Source organism: Microbispora amethystogenes, assembly GCF_016863015.1.
GTDB classification, from domain to species: domain Bacteria; phylum Actinomycetota; class Actinomycetes; order Streptosporangiales; family Streptosporangiaceae; genus Microbispora; species Microbispora amethystogenes.
The window spans coordinates 40,537-64,272 of record NZ_BOOB01000020.1; the positions used below are offsets into that span (position 1 = coordinate 40,537).

Consider the following 23,736-nt stretch of genomic DNA (forward strand, 5'->3'; position numbering starts at 1 on the left):
CGGAGTTCGGGAGATGGCTGAGCGTGCCGTCCGCGCCGTCGAATTTCGAGCGATTCGAAGACTGCGCCGCGTTTCGAGTCCCGGCTCCTGACCAGGTCGGCACCCCAAGGCCGAGGCCCTTCCGGACGGGGTGTCCGGAAGGGCCTCGGGTAACGATCAGCCGAAGACGCGGGGCAGGGCCGAGGTGTGGGCCTCGCGAAGCTCCTCGACCGGGACGTCGAGAACGCCCTCGACCACGAACGCGTCGCCGCCGGTGAGGCCGAGCCCGGAGCAGGGCACCTCGTACCGGGCGCACAGGTCGGCGAACGCGTCGAACGCCTCCGGCCGGACGCACACGAGCGCACGCGCGGCCGACTCGCTGAACAGGTCGGTGAACGCGTCGTCGCCCGGCAGCGTCACCGTGCAGCCGACGCCCCGGGAGAGGCACGCCTCGGCCAGGGCGATCGCGAGACCGCCGTCGGAGAGGTCGTGGGAGCCCTCCAGCAGCCCGCGGGCCGCCGCCTCGGCCAGCACCGCGCCCAGGGCGCGCTCGGCCTCCAGGTTCACCTGGGGCGGCAGCCCGCCCAGGTGGCCGTGGACCACATGCGCCCACTCAGAGCCGCCGAACTCCTCGCGGGTCTCGCCCAGCAGCAGCACGCGCAGGCCGGCCTCCGGGAAGCCCGGCCTGACCCGCCGTGCCACGTCGTCGATCACGCCCAGCACGCCGATCACGGGGGTCGGGTTGATCGGGGTCGAGCCGGTCTGGTTGTAGAACGACACGTTCCCGCCGGTGACCGGCACGCCGAGGGTGCGGCAGGCGTCGGCGAGCCCGCGTACGGCCTCCGAGAACTGCCACATGACCTCGGGGTCCTCCGGCGAGCCGAAGTTGAGGCAGTTGGTGACCGCGAGCGGCTTCGCGCCGGTCACGGCGACGTTCCGGTACGCCTCCGACAGCGCGAGCTGCGCCCCGCTGTACGGGTCGAGCCGGGCGTAGCGGCCGTTGCCATCGGTCGCCAGCGCGATGCCCCGGGTGGTCTCCTCCGCCCCCGGCATCGCCTCGGAGATCCGCAGCATGCCGGCGTCGGCGGGCTGGGCCAGGACGGTGTTGCCCCGCACGTACCGGTCGTACTGCGAGGTCACCCACTCCTTCGACCCGAGGTTGGGCGAGCCGAGCAGGGTGAGCAGGGTCTCGCGCAGGTCGGTGGGCCGCGGCAGGCGCTCCGGGCCGTCGGCGTTGAGCGCCGCCTGCCCGGCGGGCTCGTGGAACGGGCGCTCGTAGACCGGGCCCTCGTCGGCGGCGGTGCCCGGCGGGATGTCGACGATGACCTCGCCGTCCCACGTCATGACGAGCCTGCCGGAGTCGGTGACCTCGCCGATCACGGTCGCCGGGACGTCCCACTTGTCGCAGATCGCCATGAAGGCCGGGATGTCGTCGGGTGTGACGACCGCCATCATGCGTTCCTGCGACTCGCTCATCAGGATCTCCTCGGGCCGCAGCGAGGGATCGCGCAGCGGGACGAGGTTCAGGTCCACCCGCATGCCGCCGGTGCCCTTGGCGGCCAGCTCGGTGGTCGCGCAGGACACCCCGGCCGCGCCGAGGTCCTGGATGCCGACGACCACGTCCGCCTGGTAGAGCTCCAGGCAGCACTCGATCAGCAGCTTCTCCATGAACGGGTCGCCGACCTGTACGGCGGGCCGCTTGGCCTGCGACTCGTCCTCGAAGGTGGCCGACGCGAGCACCGACGCGCCGCCGATGCCGTCCGCGCCGGTACGCGCGCCGAACAGCACGACCTTGTTGCCGGGGCCGGGGGCGGTGGCGAGCTTGATCTGGTCCTTGCGCAGCAGGCCGACGCAGAGGGCGTTGACCAGCGGGTTGCCGATGTAGCAGGGGTCGAAGACGACCTCGCCGCCGATGTTGGGCAGGCCGAGGCAGTTGCCGTAGTGGCTGATGCCCTCCACCACCCCCGGCAGCACCCGGCGCGTGTCGGGCTGGTTCGCCCCGCCGAAGCGCAGTGAGTCCATGACCGCGATCGGCCGGGCGCCCATCGACATGATGTCGCGCACGATGCCGCCGACGCCGGTCGCGGCGCCCTGGTGCGGCTCGACGTACGACGGGTGGTTGTGCGACTCGATCTTGAAGGTGGCGGCCCAGCCGTCGCCGATGTCGACCACGCCGGCGTTCTCGCCCATGCCGACGAGCAGGGCCTCCGACTCGGGCGCCTTGGTCCCGAACTGCCGCAGGTGGACCTTCGACGACTTGTAGGAGCAGTGCTCGCTCCACATCACCGAGTAGATCGCCAGCTCGGAGCCGGTCGGCCGCCGCCCGAGGATCTCCCGTACGCGCTGGTACTCGTCGTCCTTCATGCCCAGCTCGGCGTACGGCTGGCGCTCGCCGGGCGTCTCCTGCGCGCGCTTCACGCTGTCGGTGTTCATTGGTCGCTCACCGCTCCCGGTCATCACGCGTTCACCAGTCTCTTGAGGATCGAGGTGAAGAAGCCGCGGCCGTCCACGCTCGGCGCGCCGGTCAGGTCCTCGACCGCGTGCTCGGGGTGGGGCATGAGGCCGACGACGTTCCCGGCCTCGTTGGCGATCCCCGCGATGTCGTTGAGCGAGCCGTTGGGGTTGCCGCCGGCGTAGCGGAAGACCACCCGGCCCTCGCCCTCCAGCGCCGCCAGCGTGGCGGCGTCGGCGACGTAGCGGCCCTCGCCGTGCTTGATCGGCAGCACGATCTCCTGGCCGTCCGCGAAGTCCGAGGTCCAGGCCGTACGCGTGCTCTCGACGCGGATGCGCTGGTCGCGGCAGATGTAGTGCAGGCCCTCGTTACGGGTCAGCGCGCCCGGCAGCAGGTGCGCCTCACAGAGGATCTGGAAGCCGTTGCAGGTGCCGAGCACGGGCAGCCCGGCCTGCGCGGCCGGGATCAGCTCGGTCATGAGGGGGGAGAACCGGGAGATCGCCCCACAGCGAAGGTAGTCGCCGTAGGAGAACCCGCCGGGCAGGAAGACGGCGTCGACGCCCTTGAGGTCGTGGTCGGCGTGCCACAGCGGCACGGCCTCCGCTCCGGCCAGCCGTACGGCTCGCGCGGCATCCTGGTCGTCGAGTGTTCCGGGGAAGGTGACGACGCCCACCCGGGCAGCGCTCATGACTGTGTTCCCTCCAAGGATCGCCGCCAGGCCGGACGTCACCGTCTCATGTGCCGGACGGCGGTCAGTGGCGGTACACCTCAGAGTATCGGAGCCGCCAAATCAGCCGCTCTGGCGGAGCCCCGAACCGATCGGGCCGCGTCATGCGCCACACCTGCCGCGCCGTGCGCCGGCGCGGCCGGTGGCCGGAGCCTTCAGACCCCGGCCAGGTGGCGGTCGAGAGTGAGATGGTGGGCGATGGCGTCCTCGGCCCAGTCGAGCTCCTTGCACATCCGCACGGTCGTGCCGCGGCCGGGCGTGATGTCGAAGGACAGGTCGTCCAGGACGGCCCGCATGATCAGGATTCCTCTGCCGTGCTCGGTCTCCGCCGGCGGGTGCTGCCGGGGGATCATGTGCAGCCCCTGGCCGCCGTCGGCGACGCGCAACTCACATCGGCCGTTGCCGATCGTGGCCATGACCTCGTAACGGTTGGCCGGTCCACCGTGCCTGACGGCGTTGGCGCACGCCTCGGACGTGGCCAGGAGTATGTCGGACACGCACTCCTCGGTCACCCCGAGCGACCGGAGCGCGTTCCCCACCACACGGCGGACCATCGGGATGCCGATCGCATCCCTCGGCATGGCCAGCGAGAACTCAATATCCACCGGACCCCTCCCCGGTGTCGAAGGTCACCACGGTAGGCTTCCCCGATGAATCAGGGCTAACCGCAAAATCACGGTCCTGTTATTCGGGGCGTGCCTCATGGGTGGGTTTAAGACGACCTATGTCCCATTTACGAGGGAGAAGTCAGGGGCACGGCTGTGTGAAATGCACCACTTCACTCCGCGATGCTGATCGCGAAGTCCTCGATCACCGTGTTGGCCAGCAGGGTTTCGGCCATCTTTCGGACCTCCGAAAGGGCGGCCTCGTCGGCGGGCCCGTCCAGCTCCAGCTCGAACCGCTTGCCCTGCCGCACCTCGGAGACCCCGGAGAAGCCGAGCCGCGGCAGCGCCCGGGCGATCGCCTGGCCCTGCGGGTCGAGGATCTCCGGCTTGAGCATGACGTCGACGATGACGCGCGCCACGATGTGCCTCCAATTTCGGGTGGACCCGCCGGCTTTCGGGGGCCCGCCAACTTCAGGTGGGTCCGTTTTCGGGGTCAAGCCTAGTGGCGGCCCGGCGACGCGCTCGCGACGGGCCGCGCGGCGGGCCACGCAGTCCCGCGACGGGCCGCGCCGCGGGTCATGCGACGTGGGCCACACAGTCCCGCGACGGGCCGCGCCGCGGGTCATGCGACGGGCCACGCGAAGGACGTGGCCGCGAGGCGGAGGGGTGTGGCGCCTCACACCCCGGGAATCGGAGAGGTGTGGACAGGAGGAGGCGGGGTCTTGCGCGTAGGGGTGTGAGTTCTGCCACGATGTCCGCATATGCGACCGGTCGCCCCACCCCCGCGACCGTGCGCCGACCCTATCCGGCCCTCCGGCGGTGGCGACCCCACCTGTGGGGGGCAAGAGACGCACAGGAGCGGCATGTGACAGCCCACGCCCCTCGCGGTGCCGACGCACCCCCGGAGCTCGTCCAACTGCTCACCCCCGAGGGAGAGCGGGTCGAGCATCCCGACTACGACATCGAGCTGACCGCCGAAGAGGTCCGCTCCCTCTATCGCGACCTGGTCCTCGTACGCCGCATCGACCTGGAGGCCGTCGCGCTCCAGCGGCAGGGCGAGCTCGGCCTCTGGGCGTCCCTGCTCGGGCAGGAGGCCGCGCAGGTCGGGTCGGGCCGGGCGCTCACCGGCGCCGACATGGCCTTCCCCACCTACCGTGAGCACGGCGTGGCCTGGTGCCGCGACGTCGACCCGGTCAACCTGCTCGCGCTGTTCCGCGGCGTGAACAACGGCGGGTGGAACCCGGCCGAGCACAACTTCCACCTCTACACGATCGTCATCGGCTCCCAGACCCTGCACGCGGTCGGCTACGCCATGGGCATCCAGCGCGACGGCGGGGACTCCGCGGCGATCGTCTACTTCGGCGACGGCGCGACCTCCCAGGGCGACGTGAACGAGTCCTTCATCTGGGCCTCGGTGTTCAACGCCCCGGTGGTGTTCTTCTGCCAGAACAACCAGTGGGCGATCTCCGAGCCGCTGGAGAAGCAGTCGAAGATCCCCCTCTACAAGAGGGCGTCGGGCTTCGGCTTCCCCGGCATCCGGGTCGACGGCAACGACGTGTTCGCCTGCCTGGCCGTGACCCGCGCCGCGCTGCGGAACGCCCGCGAGGGACAGGGCCCGACCCTGATCGAGGCGTTCACCTACCGGATGGGCGCGCACACCACCTCCGACGACCCCACCCGCTACCGCCTCGCGAACGAGCTGGAGGCCTGGAAGCTGAAGGACCCCATCGAGCGGGTCAAGGCGTACCTGTTCAAGAACGAGCTCGCCGACCAGGAGTTCTTCGAGAAGGTCGACGCGGAGGCCGACGCGCTCGGCAAGGACGTGCGCGACCGGTGCCTCGCGCTGCCCGACCCGCCGCCCGGGGCTATCTTTGATCACGTGTACGCGGGCGCCCACGCACTCCTCGACGAGGAACGCGAGCAGTATCTGACCTACCTGGCGGGATTCGAGCGATGACCACACTGACTCTCGCCAAGGCGTTGAACGAGGGACTGCGCCGCTCGATGGAGGACGACGCCAAGGTCCTCCTGATGGGAGAGGACGTCGGCAAGCTCGGCGGCGTCTTCCGGGTGACCGACGGCCTGCAGAAGGACTTCGGCGAGGACCGCGTGATCGACACGCCGCTCGCCGAGTCGGGGATCATCGGCACGGCGATCGGCCTGGCCCTGCGCGGTTACCGGCCCATCTGCGAGATCCAGTTCGACGGGTTCGTGTTCCCCGCCGCCGACCAGATCATCACGCAGCTCGCCAAGATGCCGCTGCGGTCGCTCGGCACGCTGAAGCTGCCGGTGGTCGTGCGCATCCCCTGCGGCGGCGGCATCGGGGCGGTCGAGCACCACTCCGAGTCGCCGGAGGTGTACTTCACCCACACCGCCGGCCTGCGGGTGGTCGCGTGCTCCAACCCCGCCGACGCGTACACCATGATCCAGGACGCGGTCCGCTGCGACGACCCGATCATCTTCTTCGAGCCCAAGCGCCGTTACTGGGACAAGGCCGAGGTGGACCTCGCCGCTCCCGGCCTGCCGCTCGACCGCGCCCGCGTCGTACGGCCCGGCCGGGACGTCACGCTCGTGGCGTACGGGCCGATGGTGAAGACCTGCCTGGAGGCCGCCGCGGCGGCCGAGGAGGAGGGACGGGACATCGAGGTGATCGACCTGCGCTCGCTCAACCCCCTGGACGCCGAGGTGCTGACCGAGTCGGTGACGCGGACCGGCCGCTGCGTGGTCGTCCACGAGGCCCCGGTCTTCACCGGGTTCGGGGCCGAGATCGCGGCGCGGGTCACCGAGCGCTGCTTCTACCACCTGGAGGCCCCGGTGCTGCGGGTGGGCGGGTTCTCCACGCCGTACCCGCCGTCCCGGCTGGAGGAGCACTACCTGCCCGACCTCGACCGGGTGCTCGACGCCGTCGACCGCTCGTTCGCGTACTGAGGGGAGAGATCTGATGCTCCGCGAGTTCAGGCTCCCCGACGTCGGCGAGGGGCTGACCGAGGCCGAGATCGTCAGGTGGCACGTCACCCCGGGCGACTCCGTGAAGATCAACCAGACGATCGTGGAGATCGAGACGGCCAAGGCCGTGGTCGAGCTGCCCTGCCCGTACGAGGGCACGGTGTCGGCCCTGATGGCAGACGAGGGCCAGACGGTCGACGTGGGCGCCCCGATCATCTCGGTCCGTACGGGCGACGGCGAGGGCCCGGCCGACGCCGGCCGGGAGGCGCTGGCGGACGACCTGGTGCCGGACGTGAAAGACGGCGCCGAGCCGAAGAAGGAGAAGCGCCAGCCGGTGCTCGTCGGGTACGGCGTGAAGACGTCCGCGACCCGCCGCCGTCCCCGCAAGCCCGCCCCGCCCGCTCCTGCTCCGTCCACCCCTGTTTCGGCCGCTCCCGCTTCGTCCGCTCCTGTTTCGGCCGCCCGCACCTCCACCGCCCCTGCTGCGCCGGCCCCGGCCGCGTACACCCCACCGGCCCCCGCGGCCACCCCGCCAGCCTCGCCCTCTGCGCCCGCGAACGGGCACGCGGCCTCGGCCCGGGTTCAGGTCCTGGCGAAGCCGCCGGTGCGCAAGCTCGCCAGGGACCTCGGCGTCGACCTGACGGCCCTCACCGGCACCGGCCCGCAGGGGTCGATCACCCGGGCCGACGTGGAGGCCGCGGTGGCGGCGCCCGCCCCGGCGACCTCGGTGGCCGCAGGGGCGCGGGAGGAGTACATCCCGGTCAGGGGAGTCAGGAAGGCGACCGCGCAGGCCATGGTGGCCAGCGCGTTCTCGGCTCCGCACGTGACGGAGTGGCTCCAGGTCGACGTGACCGAGACGATGGAGGCCGTACGGCGGCTGCGGACACTGCCCGAGTTCGCCGAGGTCAAGGTGTCGCCGCTGCTCCTGGTGGCGAAGGCGCTGATCACGGCGGTGAAGCGGCACCCGATGGCGAACGCCTCGTGGACCGGCGAGGAGATCGTGGTCAAGCACTACGTGAACCTCGGCATCGCCGCCGCCACCGACCGCGGCCTCATCGTGCCGAATATCAAGGACGCCGACGCGATGTCGCTGCCCGGCCTGGCGCGGGCGCTCGGCGAGCTCACCGAGCGGGCGCGGGCGGGGAAGTGCCAGCCGGCCGAGCTGACCGGCGGCACGATCACGATCACCAACGTGGGGGTCTTCGGCGTCGACGCCGGAACGCCGATCCTGAATCCGGGAGAGGTGGCGATCCTCGCCATCGGGCAGATCAGGGACATGCCCTGGGTGGTCGACGGGCAGCTCGCGGTCCGGAAGGTGACCACGCTGGCACTGTCGTTCGACCACCGCGTGGTCGACGGCGAACTCGGTTCGTACGTCCTGCGCGACGTCGGCGCCATGCTGGAGGACCCTCTGCGCATGCTCGCCTGGAGCTGACGCACACGATTCCCCCGCACGCGATTCGCTGAAGGGCCGGAGACCGGTGGCGGTCTCCGGCCCTTCCTGCCGGCAGGGCCGCGAAGTAGTGACCAGAGGTCCGCCTCCCCTCCCCGGGGAGGCGGACCTTCGCCATGAGAAAGAAGGCCCGTGAGAAGGGCCGGGAAAATGAACGCCAAAGGCTCAACGAAAACCGGGCGAGTGGGTGAACCGCCTTCTGGCGACGCGCGGTGCGCTATCCGTTGTTCGTCGTCGGCTCTGCACACGCCGCAATGAACGGCACGGCTGACAAAAAAACTTCCGTTACCCCGAAATCCACCGATACTGCGGGAGTCGTCAATGAGCATGCGAATAACGGCACCTTCGGTGGTGCGCTCCCTCGCGGTGGCGGTCCTCGCCTCCACGGTTCCCTGGAAGGCGTCAAAGCACTTCCACACCGACGGCGAGATGCTCTGCCCCATGCCCGGCATCAGCGTCGAGACCTGAGGCGGCCCGGGGCGTACAAGCCGTCTGCAAGATCGGAACCAGTGACACTCAAGCACGGGTTCCTAGCCTCCCTACCGTGATTCGTGGAGACCACGGCCCGCTCGCGACGCGAGACGGGGGAGCGGCGACGATCGCCGGGTTCGCCGCCGTACTCGCCGAGGGCGCGGACATCCTGCGCGCCCTGAGCCGTCGTGCCACGCCTCTCTTCGAGGCGGGGAAGGCGATCGAGGAGTGGGCCGGCCGCCATCCCGGCGCCGGCCCCCGCCTCGTCCCAGGCGACCGCGACGAGTTCCGCCTGCTGCTGCGCCATCCCGACGGCGGGGTGGTGGCGCTGTCGGTGCCCCGAGGCGAGCGACCTCGGCCGGACGGACCGGACGAGGTCGCCGAGCGGTGCATCCCTCCGCGTGAGCTCGTGGAGGACGTCGAGCCGCTGGAGGACGGCGACCTGCGGGAGGCCGTGGCGGAGCTTCGCGCCCGGCGCGGCCTGCACGACCGGGCCGCCACGCTGGCCTGGCTGGCCGAGACGCCGTGGTCCGGGGAGCAGTTCGAGGCGCTCGTCGCCGGGATCGCGCGGCGGCGCCGCTTCCGGCGGCGCAAACAGGCCGAGCTCGGGCCGGGCCACCTCGCCTCCCACCGCGCCGACTTCGACCGCGTACGCGCCCTGTGGGTGACGGGCTCGGAACCGGTGAACGGCGAGCTGCTCCGCGGCGTCACCGCCTTGACCGGCTACCGGCAGGCCGTGGTGACGGTGGGCGAGCGGTGGGCCGGGGAGCTGCCCGCGCCGCTGCGCCACGCCGGTCTCGACACGCTGGTGGGCCCGGTCCCGTACGGCGACGGTTTTCTGACCGGCGTCGTGCTGGAGCGCCGGGCGGCGCGGGACGATCCGGAGACGCTCGCGGCGGCGGGTGAGGCCGCCTTCGGCGAGTGGCTCGTGGCACGGCGCGGCCGGGCCTCCGTCGAGTGCCAGTGGCTCTGACGCCCTCACTGTCGAAGACACCCACGTCGCCGGAGACGGCGGGGGTGCGGGAGATCACCCGGCGCGAGGGATGAGAGGATGAGCGCCGTGAAGAGCGCGGTCACCGGGCCGCGTGCGTCCCGTCCCAGGGAGAGTGCATGTTCCGCCACATCGTGCTGCTGAAGTGGACCGACGACGCCACCGAGGAGCAGGGCGCCGAGGTGGAAAGGCGGCTCAACGAGCTGCCGGGCGTCATCCCCGAGATCCGGAGCTACCAGATCGGCCCGGACGCGGGCGTCAACCAGGGCAACTTCTCCTTCGCCGTGACGGCCCTCTTCGACTCCCCGGAGGACTACGTCGTCTACCGGGACCACCCGGCTCACCTGGCGGTGGTCGAGGAGTGCATCGCGCCGATCCTCGCCGCCCGCACGGCCGTGCAGTACGCGGTCTGATCCGGGGCAACGCGCCCCGGGCACGGAACGACCGAGGGCGAGCGGACAGCGCCGCTCGTCCCGCCGTTCGCGCACGTGCCCTGCCGGACGATCACCGATGCCAGGCGGTGACAGGTCCGTACTGTGCCGCTTGCTGAAATCTCGTCTCGCCGCACACTTTCACCCCCTGCTCTGTGCGGGATCAAGGCCGCGCCCGATAACGATTCAGATACGCGAAGTGTGTTCACAAACATGAACGCATCCTGACCTGGGCCGCTGACTGTCGCCTCCCCGCCCTGCGGCTGTGACCTGCGTACCCGCCATTGACCGCGGCGGTAAGACGAGCGCATCGTTACGGAGCCAGGCGGTTGCCGGAACGGAGTGCCGCGCGTTCAGCCGGAGGTTCGACGCGCGTGAACCACGTGGACTGGTACGTTCTCGGCGGCTACTTCGTCGTGATGGTGGCGATCGGCATCTACTCGCACCGCCGCATCGGCGACATCAGCGACTTCTTCACGGCCGGCGGCAAGATGCCCTGGTGGCTGGCCGGCATCTCGCACCACATGTCCGGCTACAGCGCCGTCATGTTCACCGGGTACGCCGGGGTCGCCTACCTGTACGGCGTCACTTCCTATGTCACCTGGGCCTTCCCGATCGCGATCGGCATCGCCGCCGGTTCGGTGCTGTTCGCGCCGCGGCTGAACCGGATCCGTTCCAGGCTCAGGGTCAGCTCGCCGCTGGAGTTCCTCGCGAGGCGCTACAACGTGCCGACGCAGCAGGCGCTCGCGTGGTCCGGCGGCCTGCTCAAGATCGTTGACGTCGGCGCCAAGTGGGCCGCGATCGCCACGTTGCTGTCCACGTTCACCGGCCTGTCGCTCAACCAGGGCATCCTCATCACCGGCGCGGTCACCGCGGTCTACTGCACGGTCGGCGGCCTGTGGGCCGACGCGCTCACCGACTTCGGGCAGTTCGTCATCCAGTTGCTCGCCGGCGTCGTCATGCTGGTCGCCGTCCTGGGGAGGCTCGGCGGCGTCGACGCGATCGGCGGCCTATGGGACCGGCTCCCGGCCGGGCACGCACAGCCGCTCAACGGGCCGTTCACCGTGACGTTCCTGCTGGCGTTCCTGTTCATCAAGACGTTCGAGTACAACGGCGGCATGTGGAACCAGGCCCAGCGCTACATGGCGGCGCCGACGCCGGGGCAGGCGGCCCGGGGCGCCCGGCTGTCGGCCGCGCTGTGGGCGGTCTGGCCGCTCCTGCTGTTCTTCCCGATGTGGGCCGCGCCGCTGCTGGTCCACGCGAACAAGCCCGACGCCAGCGACTCCTACGCGCTGCTGACCACCCAGCTCATCCCGCACGGCCTGCTGGGCCTGGTGATCGCCGGTTTCTTCTCGCACACGATGGCGATGGCGTCCTCGGACGCCAACGCGATCGCCTCGGTCTTCACCCGCGACGTGATCCCGGTGCTGTCCCGCGCGGCGCGCGCCTGGGACACCCGGGCCGGCCTGATCGCGGCCCGGGTCACCACGGTCGCGTTCATCGCGTTGTCGATGACTGTGGCGACCCAGGTCAACAGCCCGGTGCTGAAGGACATCATCACGGTCGTCATCAAGTGGGTGGCCGGGCTCATCGGCCCGATCTCGATCCCGCTGCTGCTCGGCATGCTGCCGGCGTTCCGCCGGTCCGGGCCGACGGCCGCACTGGTCTCGTGGGCCGCCGGCCTGTTCGTCTTCTGGCTCACCAACTACGGCGTGAGCGGCGTCTCGACCGCCGTGGCGACGGCCGCGCCGGTGGCCACCTCGCTGGTGCTCTTCACGGTCATCGGCTTCCTCCGCCCGGAGAACACCCCCGAGCGGGAGGAACTGCTCACCACCGTCAACACCGACGCGACCGCCGCACCCTAGAAGGAGCTCTCGGGCAGGTCCATGAGGTCCTGCCCGGTGGCGGCGAGCACGCGGCGCTCGGCGGCCAGGCGGGGCAGGACGGTCTGGGCGAAGAACGCCGCCGCCCCGACCTTGCCCGTGTAGAAGTCCTTGTCCTGCTCCGAGACGGACAGCGCGTTCAGCGCCACCTCGGCCTGGCGCAGCAGCAGCCAGCCGAGGACCAGGTCGCCGAGCGCCATCAGGAACCGGGTCGTGTTGAGCCCGACCTTGTAGACCTCGCGCGGCGTCTCCATCGAGGAGATCGCCCAGCCGGCCATCGTGTCGGCCATCGCCTTCACCTCGTCGGCCGCCTCGTCGAGCAGCGCCCGCTCGACCTTCAGCCGTCCGTTGCCCGCCCCTGAGGCGGCGAACGCCTTGATCTCGCCGAGCAGCGACCCCAGCGCCGCGCCCTGGTTCCGCAGGACCTTGCGGAAGAACAGGTCCTGGCCCTGGATCGCGGTCGTGCCCTCGTACAGCGAGTCGATCTTCGAGTCGCGGATGTACTGCTCGATCGGGTAGTCCTGCAGGAAGCCCGAGCCGCCGAGCGTCTGCAGCGAGCGCGCGAGCAGCTCGTACGACCGCTCGGAGCCGACGCCCTTGACCAGTGGGAGCAGCAGGTCGTTGAGCGCCTCGGCGGCCTCGTCGCGGCGGCCCTCGAACTCCGCGATCTGGATCTGGTCCTGGATCGTCGCCGTGTAGAGCACCAGCGCCCGCATGGCCTCGGCGTACGACTTCTGCAGCATGAGCTCGCGGCGGACGTCGGGGTGGTGGGTGATCGGCACGCGCGGCGCGGTCTTGTCGCCGGCGCGGGTGAGGTCGGCGCCCTGGAGGCGGTTCTTGGCGAACTCCAGCGCGTTCAGGTAACCGGTGGAGAGCGTGGCGATGGCCTTGGCGCCCACCATCATGCGGGCGTGCTCGATGACCATGAACATCTGCCGGATGCCGTCGTGTGTGTCGCCGACCAGGTAGCCGATCGCCGGGTGCTTCTCGCCGAGGGTGAGCTCGCAGGTCGTGGAGACCTTGAGGCCCATCTTCTTCTCGACGTTGGTGACGTAGACGCCGTTGCGCTCGCCCAGCTCACCGGTCTCGAGGTCGACCAGGAACTTCGGCACGAGGAACATCGACAGGCCCTTGGTGCCGGGCTTGGCGCCCTCGGGACGGGCCAGCACGAGGTGGAAGATGTTCTCGGCCATGTCGTGCTCGGCGCTGGTGATGAAGCGCTTCACGCCCTCGATGTGCCAGGTGCCGTCGGGCTGCGCGATCGCCTTCGTACGGCCGGCCCCGACGTCGGAGCCCGCGTCGGGCTCGGTCAGGACCATCGTCGCGCCCCAGTGCCGCTCGACGGCCATCTCGGCGAACCGCTTCTGCTCGGGGGTGCCGAGCTCGAACAGCAGGCGGGCGAACGCGGGGCCGCAGGCGAACATCCACACGGCGGGGTTGGCCCCGAGCACCATCTCGGCCATCGCCCATACAAGGCTGCGCGGAGCGGGCGTGCCGCCCAGCTCCGGCTGCAGCTCAAGGCGCCACCACTCGGCGTCCACCCAGGCCTGGTACGACCGCTTGAAGCTCTCCGGCATGGTCACGTCGTGGGTGGCCGGGTCGAAGACGGGCGGGTGGCGGTCGGCGTCCTCGAAGGAGTCGGCGATCGGCCCGGTGGCCAGCCGGTTCACCTCGTCCAGCACGCTGCGGGCGGTGTCCTCGTCGACCTCGGCGAAGGGGCCGGTACCGAGGATCTCCCTGCGCCCGAACACCTCGAAGAGGTTGAACTCCAGGTCGCGGAGGTTGCTCTTGTAGTGACCCATCTGTGTGCGCTCCTAGAACCAGACCCGGGGGTAACGTACTGGTCGGTAACTCTAGCCCGAATGCTACCCGTCGGTAACCCGGCATATCCATGGCCTCCACCACAGATCGCGCGAATCTTCCCGCACAACAGATATGTTGGGGTTGTGAGGGGCGCGGCTCGCGGTCCTCCCGGACGAGGTGCCTGCCGTACCCGGAGCGGCGAAGACGGCGGGCGAAGGGATATGAACCAGCTTCTGCAGATCGCCGGCGCCGTACTCGTCCTCGGCGCGTTCCTGCTCTCCCAGTTGAACGTCCTGGACGGCCGGTCGAAGATCTACCTCACGCTCAACCTCGTCGGCTCGGCGGTGCTCGCCTGGCTCGCGTACGCGGACGCCGACTGGGGGTTCCTGCTGCTGGAGGGGGTGTGGGCCGTGGTCTCCGCGGCCGGCCTCGTCCGATCGCTCCGGCCGCGGCGGATGGTCACATAACCGGCTTGACACCTTTGATGGTGTCGCGGTTGGGTGGGCCGCTGGTTAGGGTGGGCGCATGCTTGAGATCCACACGGTGACTTTCGACTGCGCCCGGCCGTACGAGCTGGCCCAGTGGTGGAGCGAGGCCCTGGGCTGGCCGCTCGCCGACTCCGAGCCCGAAGACGACGAGGTCATGCTGGACCGCCCGGACGGTCCTCCGCATCTGCTTTTCATCCGGGTGCCCGAGGGCAAGACGGTCAAGAACCGGCTGCACCTCGACGTCAACCCGACCGGGGACGGCACCCGCGACCAGCAGGTCGAGCGGCTGCTCGCGCTCGGGGCCAAGCCGTATGAGGACCACCGCACCCCCGAGGGCACGGGCTGGGTCACGCTGCTCGACCCCGAGGGCAACGAACTCTGCGTGTGCCGCAGCGCGGCGGAGCGGGAGTCCTGAGACTCAGGCGCCCTTGGCCCGGTTCCGCATGGAGAGCGTGAAGACGGCGGTGACCAGCAGCACGAGCAGGCCGCCCCACAGCGCGTCCCAGGCGGCGCCGAAGACGCCCTCGCGGTCGATCACGAGCTGCACGGGATACATCAGGGCCGCCGCGCCGAGCCCCGGGTAGAGCGAGAAGCGCCAGGGGTGCCGCAACGCCCAGTGGCGGGCCTGCCGGGTCACCCGGTCGCCCACGTTCGGCTTGGAGATCGAGCCGATCCCCGCGACGAGGGCGAACAGGGTGATCCCCGAGCACAGGGCCCAGGTCAGGTCCGCCGGTCCGGGCAGGATGACGCCCAGGATGAAGCTCGTGGCGGCGACCGCCCCGCCGGCCGTCGCCGCGGCTCGCCAGGGGGCGCCGCGCAGGGCCGCGCCGGCCAGGGACATCTCGTCCATTCGGGTGAGTTCGTTCATGGTTACAGCGTGCCTGTCCAGGTCGTCCGGCGGCATCGGGGAAGTCCCTGAGCATCCCCTGACGCCCCCTGGGCAGGTCCCCCGGAACCCCGGTTCCCGGGCTCCGACACCCCGGTCCCGACACCCCGGTCCCGACACCCCGGTCCCGACACCCCGGTCCCGACACCCCGGTCCCGGCATCCCGGCCCGGCGGCACCGGGCGGCGGCTCACCCCTCCAGGGCCGTCCCCTCCGGCAGCGGGGCGACGTCGACGAAGTTGTCGTGGTAGACCGCGCCCCGGCCCATGTCGGCGTCGCGTTCGTCGACCACCGCGTTGGGGTTGGCCCCGGCCGCGTGCTTCGGCCAGTGACCCTTGGGCGCGGCCACCACCCCCGCCGCGACCCGGTCGCTGACCTCGACGTACGCCCGGAACTCCCCGTTGCCGTTGAAGACGCGGGCGGCCCGCCCGTCCACGAGACCGCGCGGCGCCGCGTCGGCCGGGTTGACCAGCACGCGCGGGCCCTTCGACCGCCTGCGCAGCTCGGGGTTGTTGCCGAAAATCGTGTTCAGGAACGTGTGCGACGCCGGAGTGACCAGCACGAGCGGGTACGGCCGGTCGGCCGGAGCCGTACGGGCCGTCAGCGAGGGAACGTATCCCGCGACGCGCGGCAGCCCGGCGGCCTCGGCCCGCTCGGAGGCGAACTCCAGCCGGCCGCTCGGCGTCGGGAAGCCGTCGGTGAACGGCACGAACGGGTCGGCCGCCGGCAGCCGCGCCCAGCCCTGCTTGCGGATCTCCTCCAGCGGGATCCCGGCCTGGGCGAGCGTCTGACCGGCGAGTTCGAGGTCGGTGTCGTACAGGGACGGCTCGGTCAGGCCCATCTGCCGGGCGAGCCGGCGGAACGTCTCGGTCGTGGACAGGCACTCGCCCGGCGGCGCGACGGCGGGCTCGTTCCACACCATGTACATGTGCCCGTAGCCGTGGTGCACATCCAGGTGCTCGATCTGCATCGTCGCTGGCAGCACGTAGTCGGCGTAGTCGGCCGTGTCGGTGGGGAACTGCTCCATCACCACCGTGAACAGGTCCTCCCGCGCCAGCGCCGCCCTGATCCGGTTCTGGTCGGAGGTCGAGCCGAGCGGGTTGGCCGCGTAGACCCACAGGCACTTGACCGACTCGTCCAGCCCGTCGGCCAGCCGGGTCATCGTGAGCGTACGCACCGGATGGGGGAGCAGGTCGTCGCGCGGGTCGGGACCGGCAGGCGCGTACGCCGAGGTGGAGTAGGCCACCCCGCCGCCCGGGTGCCGCCAGTCGCCGGTCACGCCGGGGATGCAGGCGATCGTCCGCATCGCGGTCCCGCCGCCCTCGTGCCGCTGGATGCCCATCGTGGCCCGGATGCCGGTCGGCCGCGTGTGCGCGAGCCGTACGCCGAGGGCTCTGATCCGCTCCTCGGGCAGCCCGGTGATCTCCGCGACGAGCGCCGGGGGATGCCGGCGGATCTCCGCCTCGAACTCGTCCCAGCCGGTCGTGTGCTCCTCGATGTACGCGCGGTCCTCGGCGCCCTCCTCCAGCACGACGTGCAGCAGGGCGAGCGCGAGCGCGGCGTCCGTGCCGGGCCGGATGGGCAGGTGCTCGTCCGCCTGGTCGGCCGTGCGCGTACGAACCGGGTCGATCGCGACGACGTACGCCCCGGCGGCCCGGGCGTCCTGGACGAACTTCCACATGTGGTGCCCGCTGGTCAGCGTGTTGGTGCCCCACAGCAGGATCAGCCGCGACTGGGCGAACGTCTCCGGGTCCATGCCGCCGGGGGTCCCGTTGACGTACCGCAGGCCGTCGTTGCCCGCCCGCGCGCAGATGTTGAGGTCGTGCCGGGACGCGCCGAGGACGTTCCAGAACCGCCGCCCGGCCTGCCCCGTCTCGCCTTGGACGTACCCGAGCGTCCCGGTGCCCTGGTACGGCCAGATCGCCTCGCCGCCGTGCTCCTCCACGATCGACGTCAGCCTCGCCGCGATCTCCGCCAGCGCCTGGTCCAGGGGAACGCGCTCGAACCGGCCGGACCCCTTCGGCCCGACCCGCTTCAGCGGGTGGAGGATCCGGTCCGCCGCGCGGACCTGCTCCAGGTAGCGGTTCACCTTCACGCACAGGGCCCCGCGCGTGTAGGGGTGGTCGTGGTTGCCGCGCAGCGCGGCGGCCTCGCCGTCGCGCACGGTCACGACCCAGGAGCAGGTGTCGGGGCAGTCGAGCGGACAGGCGCCGAGGATGGGTAGCGACGTGCTCATGGCCCGACGTTAGCGTGCCGCCGTCAGCCGTCCCCCCGCCGCGTCCTCCGCCGACGCCCTCCGCTGTCCCCGCCCTCCCGCCCCGCCGCGTCCTCTCTCCGTCCCCGCTGCTCAGCGGATCTCCCGCAGGTACGCGATGTTGGCGGTGTCCTCGGGCTCGGTGCTGGGCGCGGCGGCGAACCAGGCGTCCAGGATCTCCGTCAGCACCTGCCGGGAGGTCAGGCGAAGGCTGAGCGCGAGCACGTTGGCGTCGTTCCACTTCCGGGCGCCCGCGGCGGTGACGGCGTCGGCGCACAGCGCCGCCCGCACCCCGGCCACCTTGTTGGCCGCGATGGCGGCGCCGGTGCCGGTCCAGCAGCAGACGACGGCCTGGTCCGACCGGCCCTCCGCCACGTCCCTCGCGGCGCTGGAGCAACACCAGGCCCAATCGGCCCGGCCGTCCGGCGCCAGCGCTCCATAGAGTGTGACTGTATGGCCGCGCCTTTCCAGCTCGGCGGCCAGCACCGGCGCGATCCCGTCGAGGCTGTCCGAGGCCAGGGATATATACATGCCATTAATTCTGGACACTGAGTGCGAAGATCGCACAGAATCGCTGGTGGTGAGAGGCATCAAGGAGCAGGACCTAACACTGGACACCCCTGGCTCGGGGGTCGTCCTGGTCGTCGAGCCTCTGTTGCCGCAGCGGATCCGCCGCCCTTCGGACGCCCTGCGGTTCCTGCTCACGCTGCTGGCCCTCGCCGCCGTCGTGCTGCTGGCCCTGGCCCTGCAGCGGACGCTCAACGGCCTGGAGTCCGACGTCCACACCGGCACCGGCCGCGCGCCCGAGGTGCTGTCGGGCGCCGCCGGGCTGCTGGGCGGCGTCGCCGTGCTCGTCGTCCCCGTGGCGTTCGCCGTCGAGCGGGTCTTCCACCGCGACGGCATGCGCGTCACCCAGGGGCTGATCGCCGCGATCCTCGCCCTGCTGGTCTCGTACGCGCTGGGCGAGTGGCTGGTGCAGTCCGGCCCCGCGGACCTCAGGCAGCTGCTCACCGGCAACCGGGACGTCGAGCCGCTGAACACCGTGCTCACCCCCGCGATCGCCTACGCCACGGCGGTGCGGATGTCGCGGCGCCCCCACTGGCGGGCGCTCATGTGGGTCGCGCTCGGTCTCGACGTGTTCGCGCTGTTCACCGCCACCAAGGTCACCGCGCTCGGCGTGATCCTCACGTACGTCGTCGGCCTCGCCGTCGGTTTCGGCACGTTGTACGGCATCGGCAGCGCCAACACCCGGCCTCCGGGCAGCGCCGTGCTGGCCGCCCTGCGCAGGCTCGGGTTCACGCCGGTCAGCGCCCGCCGGGTGGAGGACGACAGCTCGGGCAGCCGCCGCTACCTCATCGGCATCACCGGCGACCGCACCGTCGACGTGACCGTCCTCGACCGGGACCGCCAGGTGGCGGGGGTCCTCTACCGGCTGTGGCGGCGCTTCCTGCTCAACAACGAGACCCGGCGCCGGGCCATCCGCTCGCTGCGCGCCGAGCTGGAGCGCGAGGCGCTCATGGCGTACGCCGCGCAGGCCGCGGGCGTACGGCTGCCGCGCCTGCTGGGCACCAGCGAGGTCGGCACCGAGGCCGCGCTGCTCGCCTACGAGCACGTGGACACCCGGCCGGTGAGCGAGCTGGACGACGAGGACCTCGACGACGAACTGCTCGCGCGGATGTGGGAGCAGGTGCGGCTGCTGCAGGCCCACCGCCTGGCCCACCGCCATCTCACCGGTGAGAGCATCCACGTCGACGCGGCCCGCGAGGTCTACCTCGTCGACGCCCGCAGCGGCGAGATCGCGGCCGGCGACCTACTGTTGCGGCTCGACATCGCCCAGCTTCTCGCCTACCTCGGCACCCGGGTGGGAGCCGAGCGTTCGGTGCGGTCGGCGGCGACGGCGCTGGGGGAGGACGCCCTGGCGGGGGCGATGCCGCTGCTCCAGCGGATCGCGCTGAGCCGCGACACCCGGACCGCCGCCCGCCGGGACAAGCACCTGCTGCCCGCGCTCCGCGAGCAGATCGTCGCGCTGAAGCCCAAGGCAGAGGTGGAGGAGGTGCGGCTGGAGCGGTTCCACCCCCGCACCCTCGTCACGATCATCCTGAGCGTGATCGCGGCCTACCTGCTGCTGCCCCAGCTCAGCCAGGTCAACCTGGTCTCCGTCGTCACCACGGCCAACTGGGCGTGGAGCGGGGTCGCGCTGGCGGCGGCCGCGCTGAGCTACGTGGCCGCCGCGGTCATGCTGCGCGGCTTCGTCCCCGAGCCGCTGCCGCTCGGGCACACGATCCTGGCCCAGCTCGCCGGGTCGTTCGTGAAGCTGGTCGCGCCCGCGGCGGTGGGCGGAGTCGCGATCAACACCCGCTATCTCCAGAAGCGCGGGGTGCCGCCCGGCGCGGCCGTGGCGAGCGTCGGAGCGTCCCAGCTCATCGGCCTGACCATCCACATCTCGCTGCTGCTGCTGTTCGGCTACCTGACCGGCACCCAGGCCGCGCCGTCCCTGACCCCGTCGCGCGGGCTCCTCATGGTGCTGCTCGGCGTGGCCGTGCTGTTTCTCATCCTGCTCGCGATCCGGCCGCTGCGCCGGGTGGTCACCACCCGCGTGCGCGCGATGTTCTCGGGCGTGATCCCCCGGCTGCTCGACATCGTGCAGTCGCCGCGGAAGGTCCTGGAGGCCGTCGCCGGGACGCTGCTGCTCACGCTCAGCTTCGTGATCTGCCTGGCCGGCTGTGTGCACGCCTTCGGCGGCGAGGTGGCGTTCACGGCCGTCGCCGTGGTGTTCCTCGCCGGCAACGCGATCGGGTCCGCCGCTCCGACGCCCGGCGGCCTCGGCGCGGTGGAGACCTCGTTGTCGGTCGGCCTCACGGTCGCCGGGCTGCCCGCCACGGTCGCCACCTCGGCGGTGCTGCTGTTCCGGTTGATGACGTTCTGGCTGCCCGTGCTCCCCGGCTGGGCCTCCTTCGCCTACCTCCAGCGCAAGAACGCCCTCTGACCCGCTCCTCCCCGCGGCCGCCCGGAACGGCGCGCGGGGGTCACGTCGGAACGGTCACTCGGCGCTGGAGGCGGCCCAGAGGTTGATGCCGCAGTCGACCGCGTCCTTGTCGATCGCGTCCAGTTCCTCCTGATCGAAGTCGAGCCGGCCGACGGCGTCCAGGTTGTCGTCGAGTTGCTCCACGCTGCTCGCGCCGATCAGCACCGACGTCACCCGGCGGTCGCGCAGCGCCCAGGCCAGCGCCATCTGCGCCAGCGACTGGCCCCGCCGCCCGGCGATCTCGTTCAGCCTCCGGACGTGACGCAGGCTCTCCTCCGACAGCAGCGACGGGTCGAGCGACTTGCCCTGCGCCGCCCGCGAGTCCTCCGGGACGCCGTCGAGGTAGCGGTCGGTCAGCATGCCCTGGGCCAGCGGCGAGAACGCGATGCAGCCGGCGCCCTCCTCCTCCAGCACGTCGAGCAGCCCGTTCTCGATCCAGCGGTTGAGCATCGAGTAGGAGGGCTGGTGGATGAGCAGAGGCGTGCCCATGTCCCGCAGGATCGCCGCCGCCTGCCGGGTCCGCTCCGGGGAGTAGGACGAGATGCCGGCGTAGAGCGCCTTCCCCGAGCGGACCGCGTGGGCGAGCGCCCCCATGGTCTCCTCCAGGGGCGTCTCGGGGTCGAAGCGGTGGCTGTAGAAGATGTCGACGTAGTCGAGGCCCATCCGCTTCAGCGACTGGTCGAGGCTCGCCAGCAGGTACTTCCGCGATCCCCAGTTGCCGTACGGGCCGGGCCACATGTCGTAGCCCGCCTTGGTCGAGATGACCAGCTCGTCGCGGTACCTCGCGAAGTCCTGCTGGTAGAGGTGCCCGAAGTTGATCTCAGCGGAGCCGTACGGCGGGCCGTAGTTGTTGGCGAGGTCGAAGTGGGTGACCCCGCGGTCGAAGGCCCGGCGGAGGATGGCCCGCTGCGTCTCGATCGGCTTGTCGTCGCCGAAGTTGTGCCATAACCCGAGTGACACGGCGGGCAGCCTCAGCCCGCTTCGTCCGGTCCGGTTGTACGGCATGGGCCCGTACCGGCCCTCGGCTGCCACATAGCTCACTCGGTCACTCCAACTCGGTCGAGGATCCAGGAGAGCGCGAACGCCTCCTCACGCCAGGCGTCGTAACGGCCGCTGCGGCCTCCGTGGCCGGCGCCCATCTCGGTCTTCAGCAGGAACGGGCCGCCCGTCGCGCTGTCGCGGAGCCGGGCGATCCACTTGGCGGGCTCGTGGTAGAACACCCGCGTGTCGTTCAGGCTGGTGGTCGCCAGGATCGGCGGGTACGGCCGGCCGTCGACGTTCTCGTACGGCGAGTAGCTCTTCATGTAGGCGTAAACCTCGGGGTCGTGCAGCGGGTCGCCCCACTCGTCCCACTCGGTCACCGTCAGCGGCAGCGAGGGATCGAGGATCGTGTTCAGGGCGTCGACGAACGGCACCTCGGCGACGATCCCGGCGAACTCCTCCGGCGCGAGGTTGGCGACGGCGCCCACGAGCAGCCCGCCCGCCGACCCGCCTCTGGCGATGACCCGGCTCGACCAGCCCGCGGCCTTGAGGTGGCGCGCGCACGCGACGAAGTCGGTGAAGCTGTTCTTCTTGCGGGTCAGCTTGCCGTCCTCGTACCACCGGCGGCCCATCTCGCCGCCGCCCCGCACGTGCGCGATGGCGAAGGCCAGTCCCCGGTCGAGCAGCGAGAGCCGGGCCACCGAGAAGTAGGGGTCGATGGAGGACTCGTAGCTGCCGTAGCCGTACAGCAGGGTCGGGGCGGGCCGGCCCGTGCCCTTCCGCACCATGATCGAGATCGGGATCCTGGTGCCGTCGTCGGCCGTGGCCCACTCGCGGAACTGCTCGTAGTCGTCCGGGTCGTAGCCGCCGAGCACGACCTTCTGCTTGAGCAGGATCAGCTCGCGCGACCGCAGGTCGTAGTCGTACACCGACGGCGGGGTGACCATCGAGGTGTAGCCGAGCCGCAGCCGGCCCGTCTCGAACTCGGCGTTGCCGGTGGGCGCGACGTCGTACAACGGCTCGGGGAAGGAGATGTCGTACGGGTCGCCGCCGTCGCCCGGCAGGACGCGGACGCCGGTGAGGCCGTCGCGGCGGAAGTGCACGACGACGTGGTCCCTGAAGGCGTCCACGTCGAGCAGCCTGGTGTCGTCCCTGTGCTCGATCAGCGGGGTCCAGGTGCCCGGATCGTCGATGGGGGCGGTGGCCAGCTCGAAGTTGACGGCGCCGTCGTTGTGGAGGATGAGGAACCCGTCCGCCGCGTGCTCCAGGCCGTACTCGACGCCGGTCCGCCGCGGCCGCACGACGGCGAACTCGCCGTTCGGGGTGCTCGCGTCGAGCACCCTGACCTCACTCGTGATCTTGCTGCCCGAGGTGAGCACGAGGTAGCGCTGACTGCGGGTCAGCCCGATGCCCACCCAGAAACGCTCGTCGTCCTCCTGGTAGACGACGACGTCCTCGTTCTGGCCGGTCTGGCCGGGGGTGCGGCCGAGGGTGTGCCGGTGGATCCGGTACGGACGCCAGGCGTCGTCCACGGTGGTGTAGAAGAACGTGGAGCCGTCGGCCGACCAGGCGCCGCCGTAGAAGACCCCGGGAATCTCGTCCGCGAGCGGTTCGCCCGTCTCCAGGTCCTTGAACCGGAGCGTGAACCGCTCGTCGCCGGAGAAGTCGGTGGAGTAGGCGAGCTTCGTGCCGTCCGGGCTGACCGCGCTCGTGCCCATGGAGAAGAAGGGGCTGTCACCCGCGAGCTCGTTGCCGTCCAGCAGCACCTGCTCACCGGGGAGCGACTCGCCCGGCTCCAGCTTCGGCGGGTCGTCGCCGTCGGCGGCCACCCGGCACTGGATGCCGTACTGCTTGCCTTCCTCGGTGCGCGAGTAGTACCACCAGGCGCCCTTGCGCGTGGGCACCGACAGGTCGGTCTCCAGGGTCCGGCCCTTGATCTCCTTGAAGATCGTCTCCTGGAGATCCTCAAGATGGGCTGTCGTCTCCTGGGTGTAGGCGTTCTCCGCCTCCAGGTACGCGATGGTGTCGGGGTCGTCCTTCTTGAGCAGCCACGCGTACTCGTCGACCACGGTGTCACCGTGGTGGCTGCGCTCGAAAGGAACCTTCTTCGCTACAGGCGGCATGTCGCTCACCCGCAGAAGTCTATGTTCGGGACGGTCCTGCCACGGCTCCTCCGCACCGCGCTCTGGCCATTCGGGTCATGGTGCTGCCGGAGCCTGGTAATCTTGTGATGTCGGCGCGGTCCGGCGCACTCCTCTTCGATCACCTGGGTGGTTGTCTTGGCGTGCGTGGGTCGGTTCGCCGGCCGCCTCTCGTACTCTCCTGGATCTTGTCCTGATGTGCGGTTTGCATCGGGGTCGGA

Annotated in this window: 20 protein-coding genes; 10 read left to right on the forward strand and 10 right to left on the reverse strand. The window is 71.0% G+C overall.

Going from position 1 to position 23,736, the window contains the following annotated elements:
- Positions 1 to 156: 156 nt before the first annotated feature.
- The 4 genes from purL to purS all read right to left on the reverse strand — a co-directional run bounded on the left by purL (position 157) and on the right by purS (position 4,182).
- Entirely contained in the window at positions 157 to 2,436 is a 2,280-nt protein-coding gene (gene purL / locus Mam01_RS15735; protein WP_444980302.1) for a phosphoribosylformylglycinamidine synthase subunit PurL, read from the reverse strand.
- Positions 2,436 to 3,119 carry a phosphoribosylformylglycinamidine synthase subunit PurQ gene (purQ, locus tag Mam01_RS15740; protein ID WP_150936678.1) on the reverse strand — a complete coding sequence of 228 codons (684 nt, stop codon included), beginning with the start codon at positions 3,117 to 3,119 and terminating at the stop codon, positions 2,436 to 2,438. Before purQ ends, purL begins: the two co-directional genes overlap by 1 nt.
- A 194-nt stretch (positions 3,120 to 3,313) precedes the next feature.
- On the reverse strand, positions 3,314 to 3,763 hold the full coding sequence (locus tag Mam01_RS15745; protein WP_150936680.1) for an ATP-binding protein: 450 nt from the start codon (positions 3,761 to 3,763) through the stop codon (positions 3,314 to 3,316).
- Positions 3,764 to 3,936: 173 nt separating this feature from the next.
- Positions 3,937 to 4,182 (reverse strand): phosphoribosylformylglycinamidine synthase subunit PurS, encoded by a 246-nt coding sequence (gene purS, locus Mam01_RS15750; protein WP_204286066.1) that lies wholly within the window; start codon positions 4,180 to 4,182, stop codon positions 3,937 to 3,939.
- A gap of 446 nt (positions 4,183 to 4,628) precedes the next feature.
- Here purS and pdhA point away from each other — a divergent pair, with 446 nt between their 5' ends.
- The 7 genes from pdhA (at position 4,629) to Mam01_RS15785 (ending at position 11,920) form a co-directional block, all read left to right on the forward strand.
- Positions 4,629 to 5,720: a pyruvate dehydrogenase (acetyl-transferring) E1 component subunit alpha gene (pdhA, locus tag Mam01_RS15755; protein WP_225311858.1), complete on the forward strand. Its 1,092-nt coding sequence runs from the start codon at positions 4,629 to 4,631 to the stop codon at positions 5,718 to 5,720.
- Positions 5,717 to 6,691, forward strand: coding sequence for an alpha-ketoacid dehydrogenase subunit beta (locus Mam01_RS15760; RefSeq protein WP_204286068.1), 975 nt, complete (start codon positions 5,717 to 5,719; stop codon positions 6,689 to 6,691). Before pdhA ends, Mam01_RS15760 begins: the two co-directional genes overlap by 4 nt.
- A gap of 13 nt (positions 6,692 to 6,704) precedes the next feature.
- On the forward strand, positions 6,705 to 8,144 hold the full coding sequence (locus Mam01_RS15765; RefSeq protein WP_204286069.1) for a dihydrolipoamide acetyltransferase family protein: 1,440 nt from the start codon (positions 6,705 to 6,707) through the stop codon (positions 8,142 to 8,144).
- Positions 8,145 to 8,483: 339 nt separating this feature from the next.
- Positions 8,484 to 8,630, forward strand: a complete 147-nt coding sequence (locus Mam01_RS15770) for a hypothetical protein (RefSeq protein WP_204286070.1) — start codon at positions 8,484 to 8,486, stop codon at positions 8,628 to 8,630.
- A gap of 76 nt (positions 8,631 to 8,706) precedes the next feature.
- Positions 8,707 to 9,606 carry a hypothetical protein gene (locus tag Mam01_RS15775; RefSeq protein ID WP_204286071.1) on the forward strand — a complete coding sequence of 300 codons (900 nt, stop codon included), beginning with the start codon at positions 8,707 to 8,709 and terminating at the stop codon, positions 9,604 to 9,606.
- Between the two features lie 137 nt (positions 9,607 to 9,743).
- Positions 9,744 to 10,037 carry a Dabb family protein gene (locus Mam01_RS15780; RefSeq protein ID WP_150936695.1) on the forward strand — a complete coding sequence of 98 codons (294 nt, stop codon included), beginning with the start codon at positions 9,744 to 9,746 and terminating at the stop codon, positions 10,035 to 10,037.
- Between the two features lie 392 nt (positions 10,038 to 10,429).
- A complete protein-coding gene (locus tag Mam01_RS15785; RefSeq protein WP_204286072.1) occupies positions 10,430 to 11,920 on the forward strand; it encodes a sodium:solute symporter family protein in 1,491 nt (496 codons plus the stop codon).
- On the opposite strand, the gene Mam01_RS15790 is transcribed toward Mam01_RS15785, so the two are convergent.
- Complete coding sequence (locus Mam01_RS15790; RefSeq protein WP_204286073.1) at positions 11,917 to 13,740, reverse strand: acyl-CoA dehydrogenase; 1,824 nt, start codon at positions 13,738 to 13,740, stop codon at positions 11,917 to 11,919. The two genes, Mam01_RS15785 and Mam01_RS15790, sit on opposite strands and share 4 nt — an antisense overlap.
- Before the next feature lie 222 nt (positions 13,741 to 13,962).
- Here Mam01_RS15790 and Mam01_RS15795 point away from each other — a divergent pair, with 222 nt between their 5' ends.
- Positions 13,963 to 14,208 carry a CBU_0592 family membrane protein gene (locus Mam01_RS15795; RefSeq protein ID WP_150936701.1) on the forward strand — a complete coding sequence of 82 codons (246 nt, stop codon included), beginning with the start codon at positions 13,963 to 13,965 and terminating at the stop codon, positions 14,206 to 14,208.
- Between the two features lie 58 nt (positions 14,209 to 14,266).
- Positions 14,267 to 14,644 carry a VOC family protein gene (locus Mam01_RS15800; protein WP_204286074.1) on the forward strand — a complete coding sequence of 126 codons (378 nt, stop codon included), beginning with the start codon at positions 14,267 to 14,269 and terminating at the stop codon, positions 14,642 to 14,644.
- 3 nt (positions 14,645 to 14,647) lie between these two features.
- Here Mam01_RS15800 and Mam01_RS15805 read toward each other — a convergent pair whose 3' ends face one another.
- From Mam01_RS15805 to Mam01_RS15815, 3 genes are all read right to left on the reverse strand, one after another.
- The gene (locus Mam01_RS15805) at positions 14,648 to 15,097 is read right to left on the reverse strand and encodes a hypothetical protein (RefSeq protein WP_150936706.1); all 450 of its coding nucleotides are present in this window, start codon (positions 15,095 to 15,097) and stop codon (positions 14,648 to 14,650) included.
- 207 nt (positions 15,098 to 15,304) lie between these two features.
- Positions 15,305 to 17,350, reverse strand: coding sequence for a molybdopterin-containing oxidoreductase family protein (locus Mam01_RS15810; RefSeq protein ID WP_204286075.1), 2,046 nt, complete (start codon positions 17,348 to 17,350; stop codon positions 15,305 to 15,307).
- 111 nt (positions 17,351 to 17,461) lie between these two features.
- Complete coding sequence (locus tag Mam01_RS15815; RefSeq protein ID WP_204286076.1) at positions 17,462 to 17,899, reverse strand: RpiB/LacA/LacB family sugar-phosphate isomerase; 438 nt, start codon at positions 17,897 to 17,899, stop codon at positions 17,462 to 17,464.
- Between the two features lie 49 nt (positions 17,900 to 17,948).
- Between Mam01_RS15815 and Mam01_RS15820 the strand changes: the two genes are divergently transcribed.
- The gene (locus Mam01_RS15820) at positions 17,949 to 20,354 is read left to right on the forward strand and encodes a lysylphosphatidylglycerol synthase transmembrane domain-containing protein (RefSeq protein WP_239101337.1); all 2,406 of its coding nucleotides are present in this window, start codon (positions 17,949 to 17,951) and stop codon (positions 20,352 to 20,354) included.
- 54 nt (positions 20,355 to 20,408) lie between these two features.
- Here Mam01_RS15820 and mgrA read toward each other — a convergent pair whose 3' ends face one another.
- On the reverse strand, positions 20,409 to 21,434 hold the full coding sequence (mgrA, locus tag Mam01_RS15825) for an L-glyceraldehyde 3-phosphate reductase (RefSeq protein ID WP_204286078.1): 1,026 nt from the start codon (positions 21,432 to 21,434) through the stop codon (positions 20,409 to 20,411).
- Positions 21,431 to 23,497 carry a S9 family peptidase gene (locus Mam01_RS15830; RefSeq protein ID WP_204286086.1) on the reverse strand — a complete coding sequence of 689 codons (2,067 nt, stop codon included), beginning with the start codon at positions 23,495 to 23,497 and terminating at the stop codon, positions 21,431 to 21,433. The genes mgrA and Mam01_RS15830 overlap by 4 nt, the downstream gene beginning before the upstream one ends.
- Positions 23,498 to 23,736 lie beyond the last annotated feature (239 nt).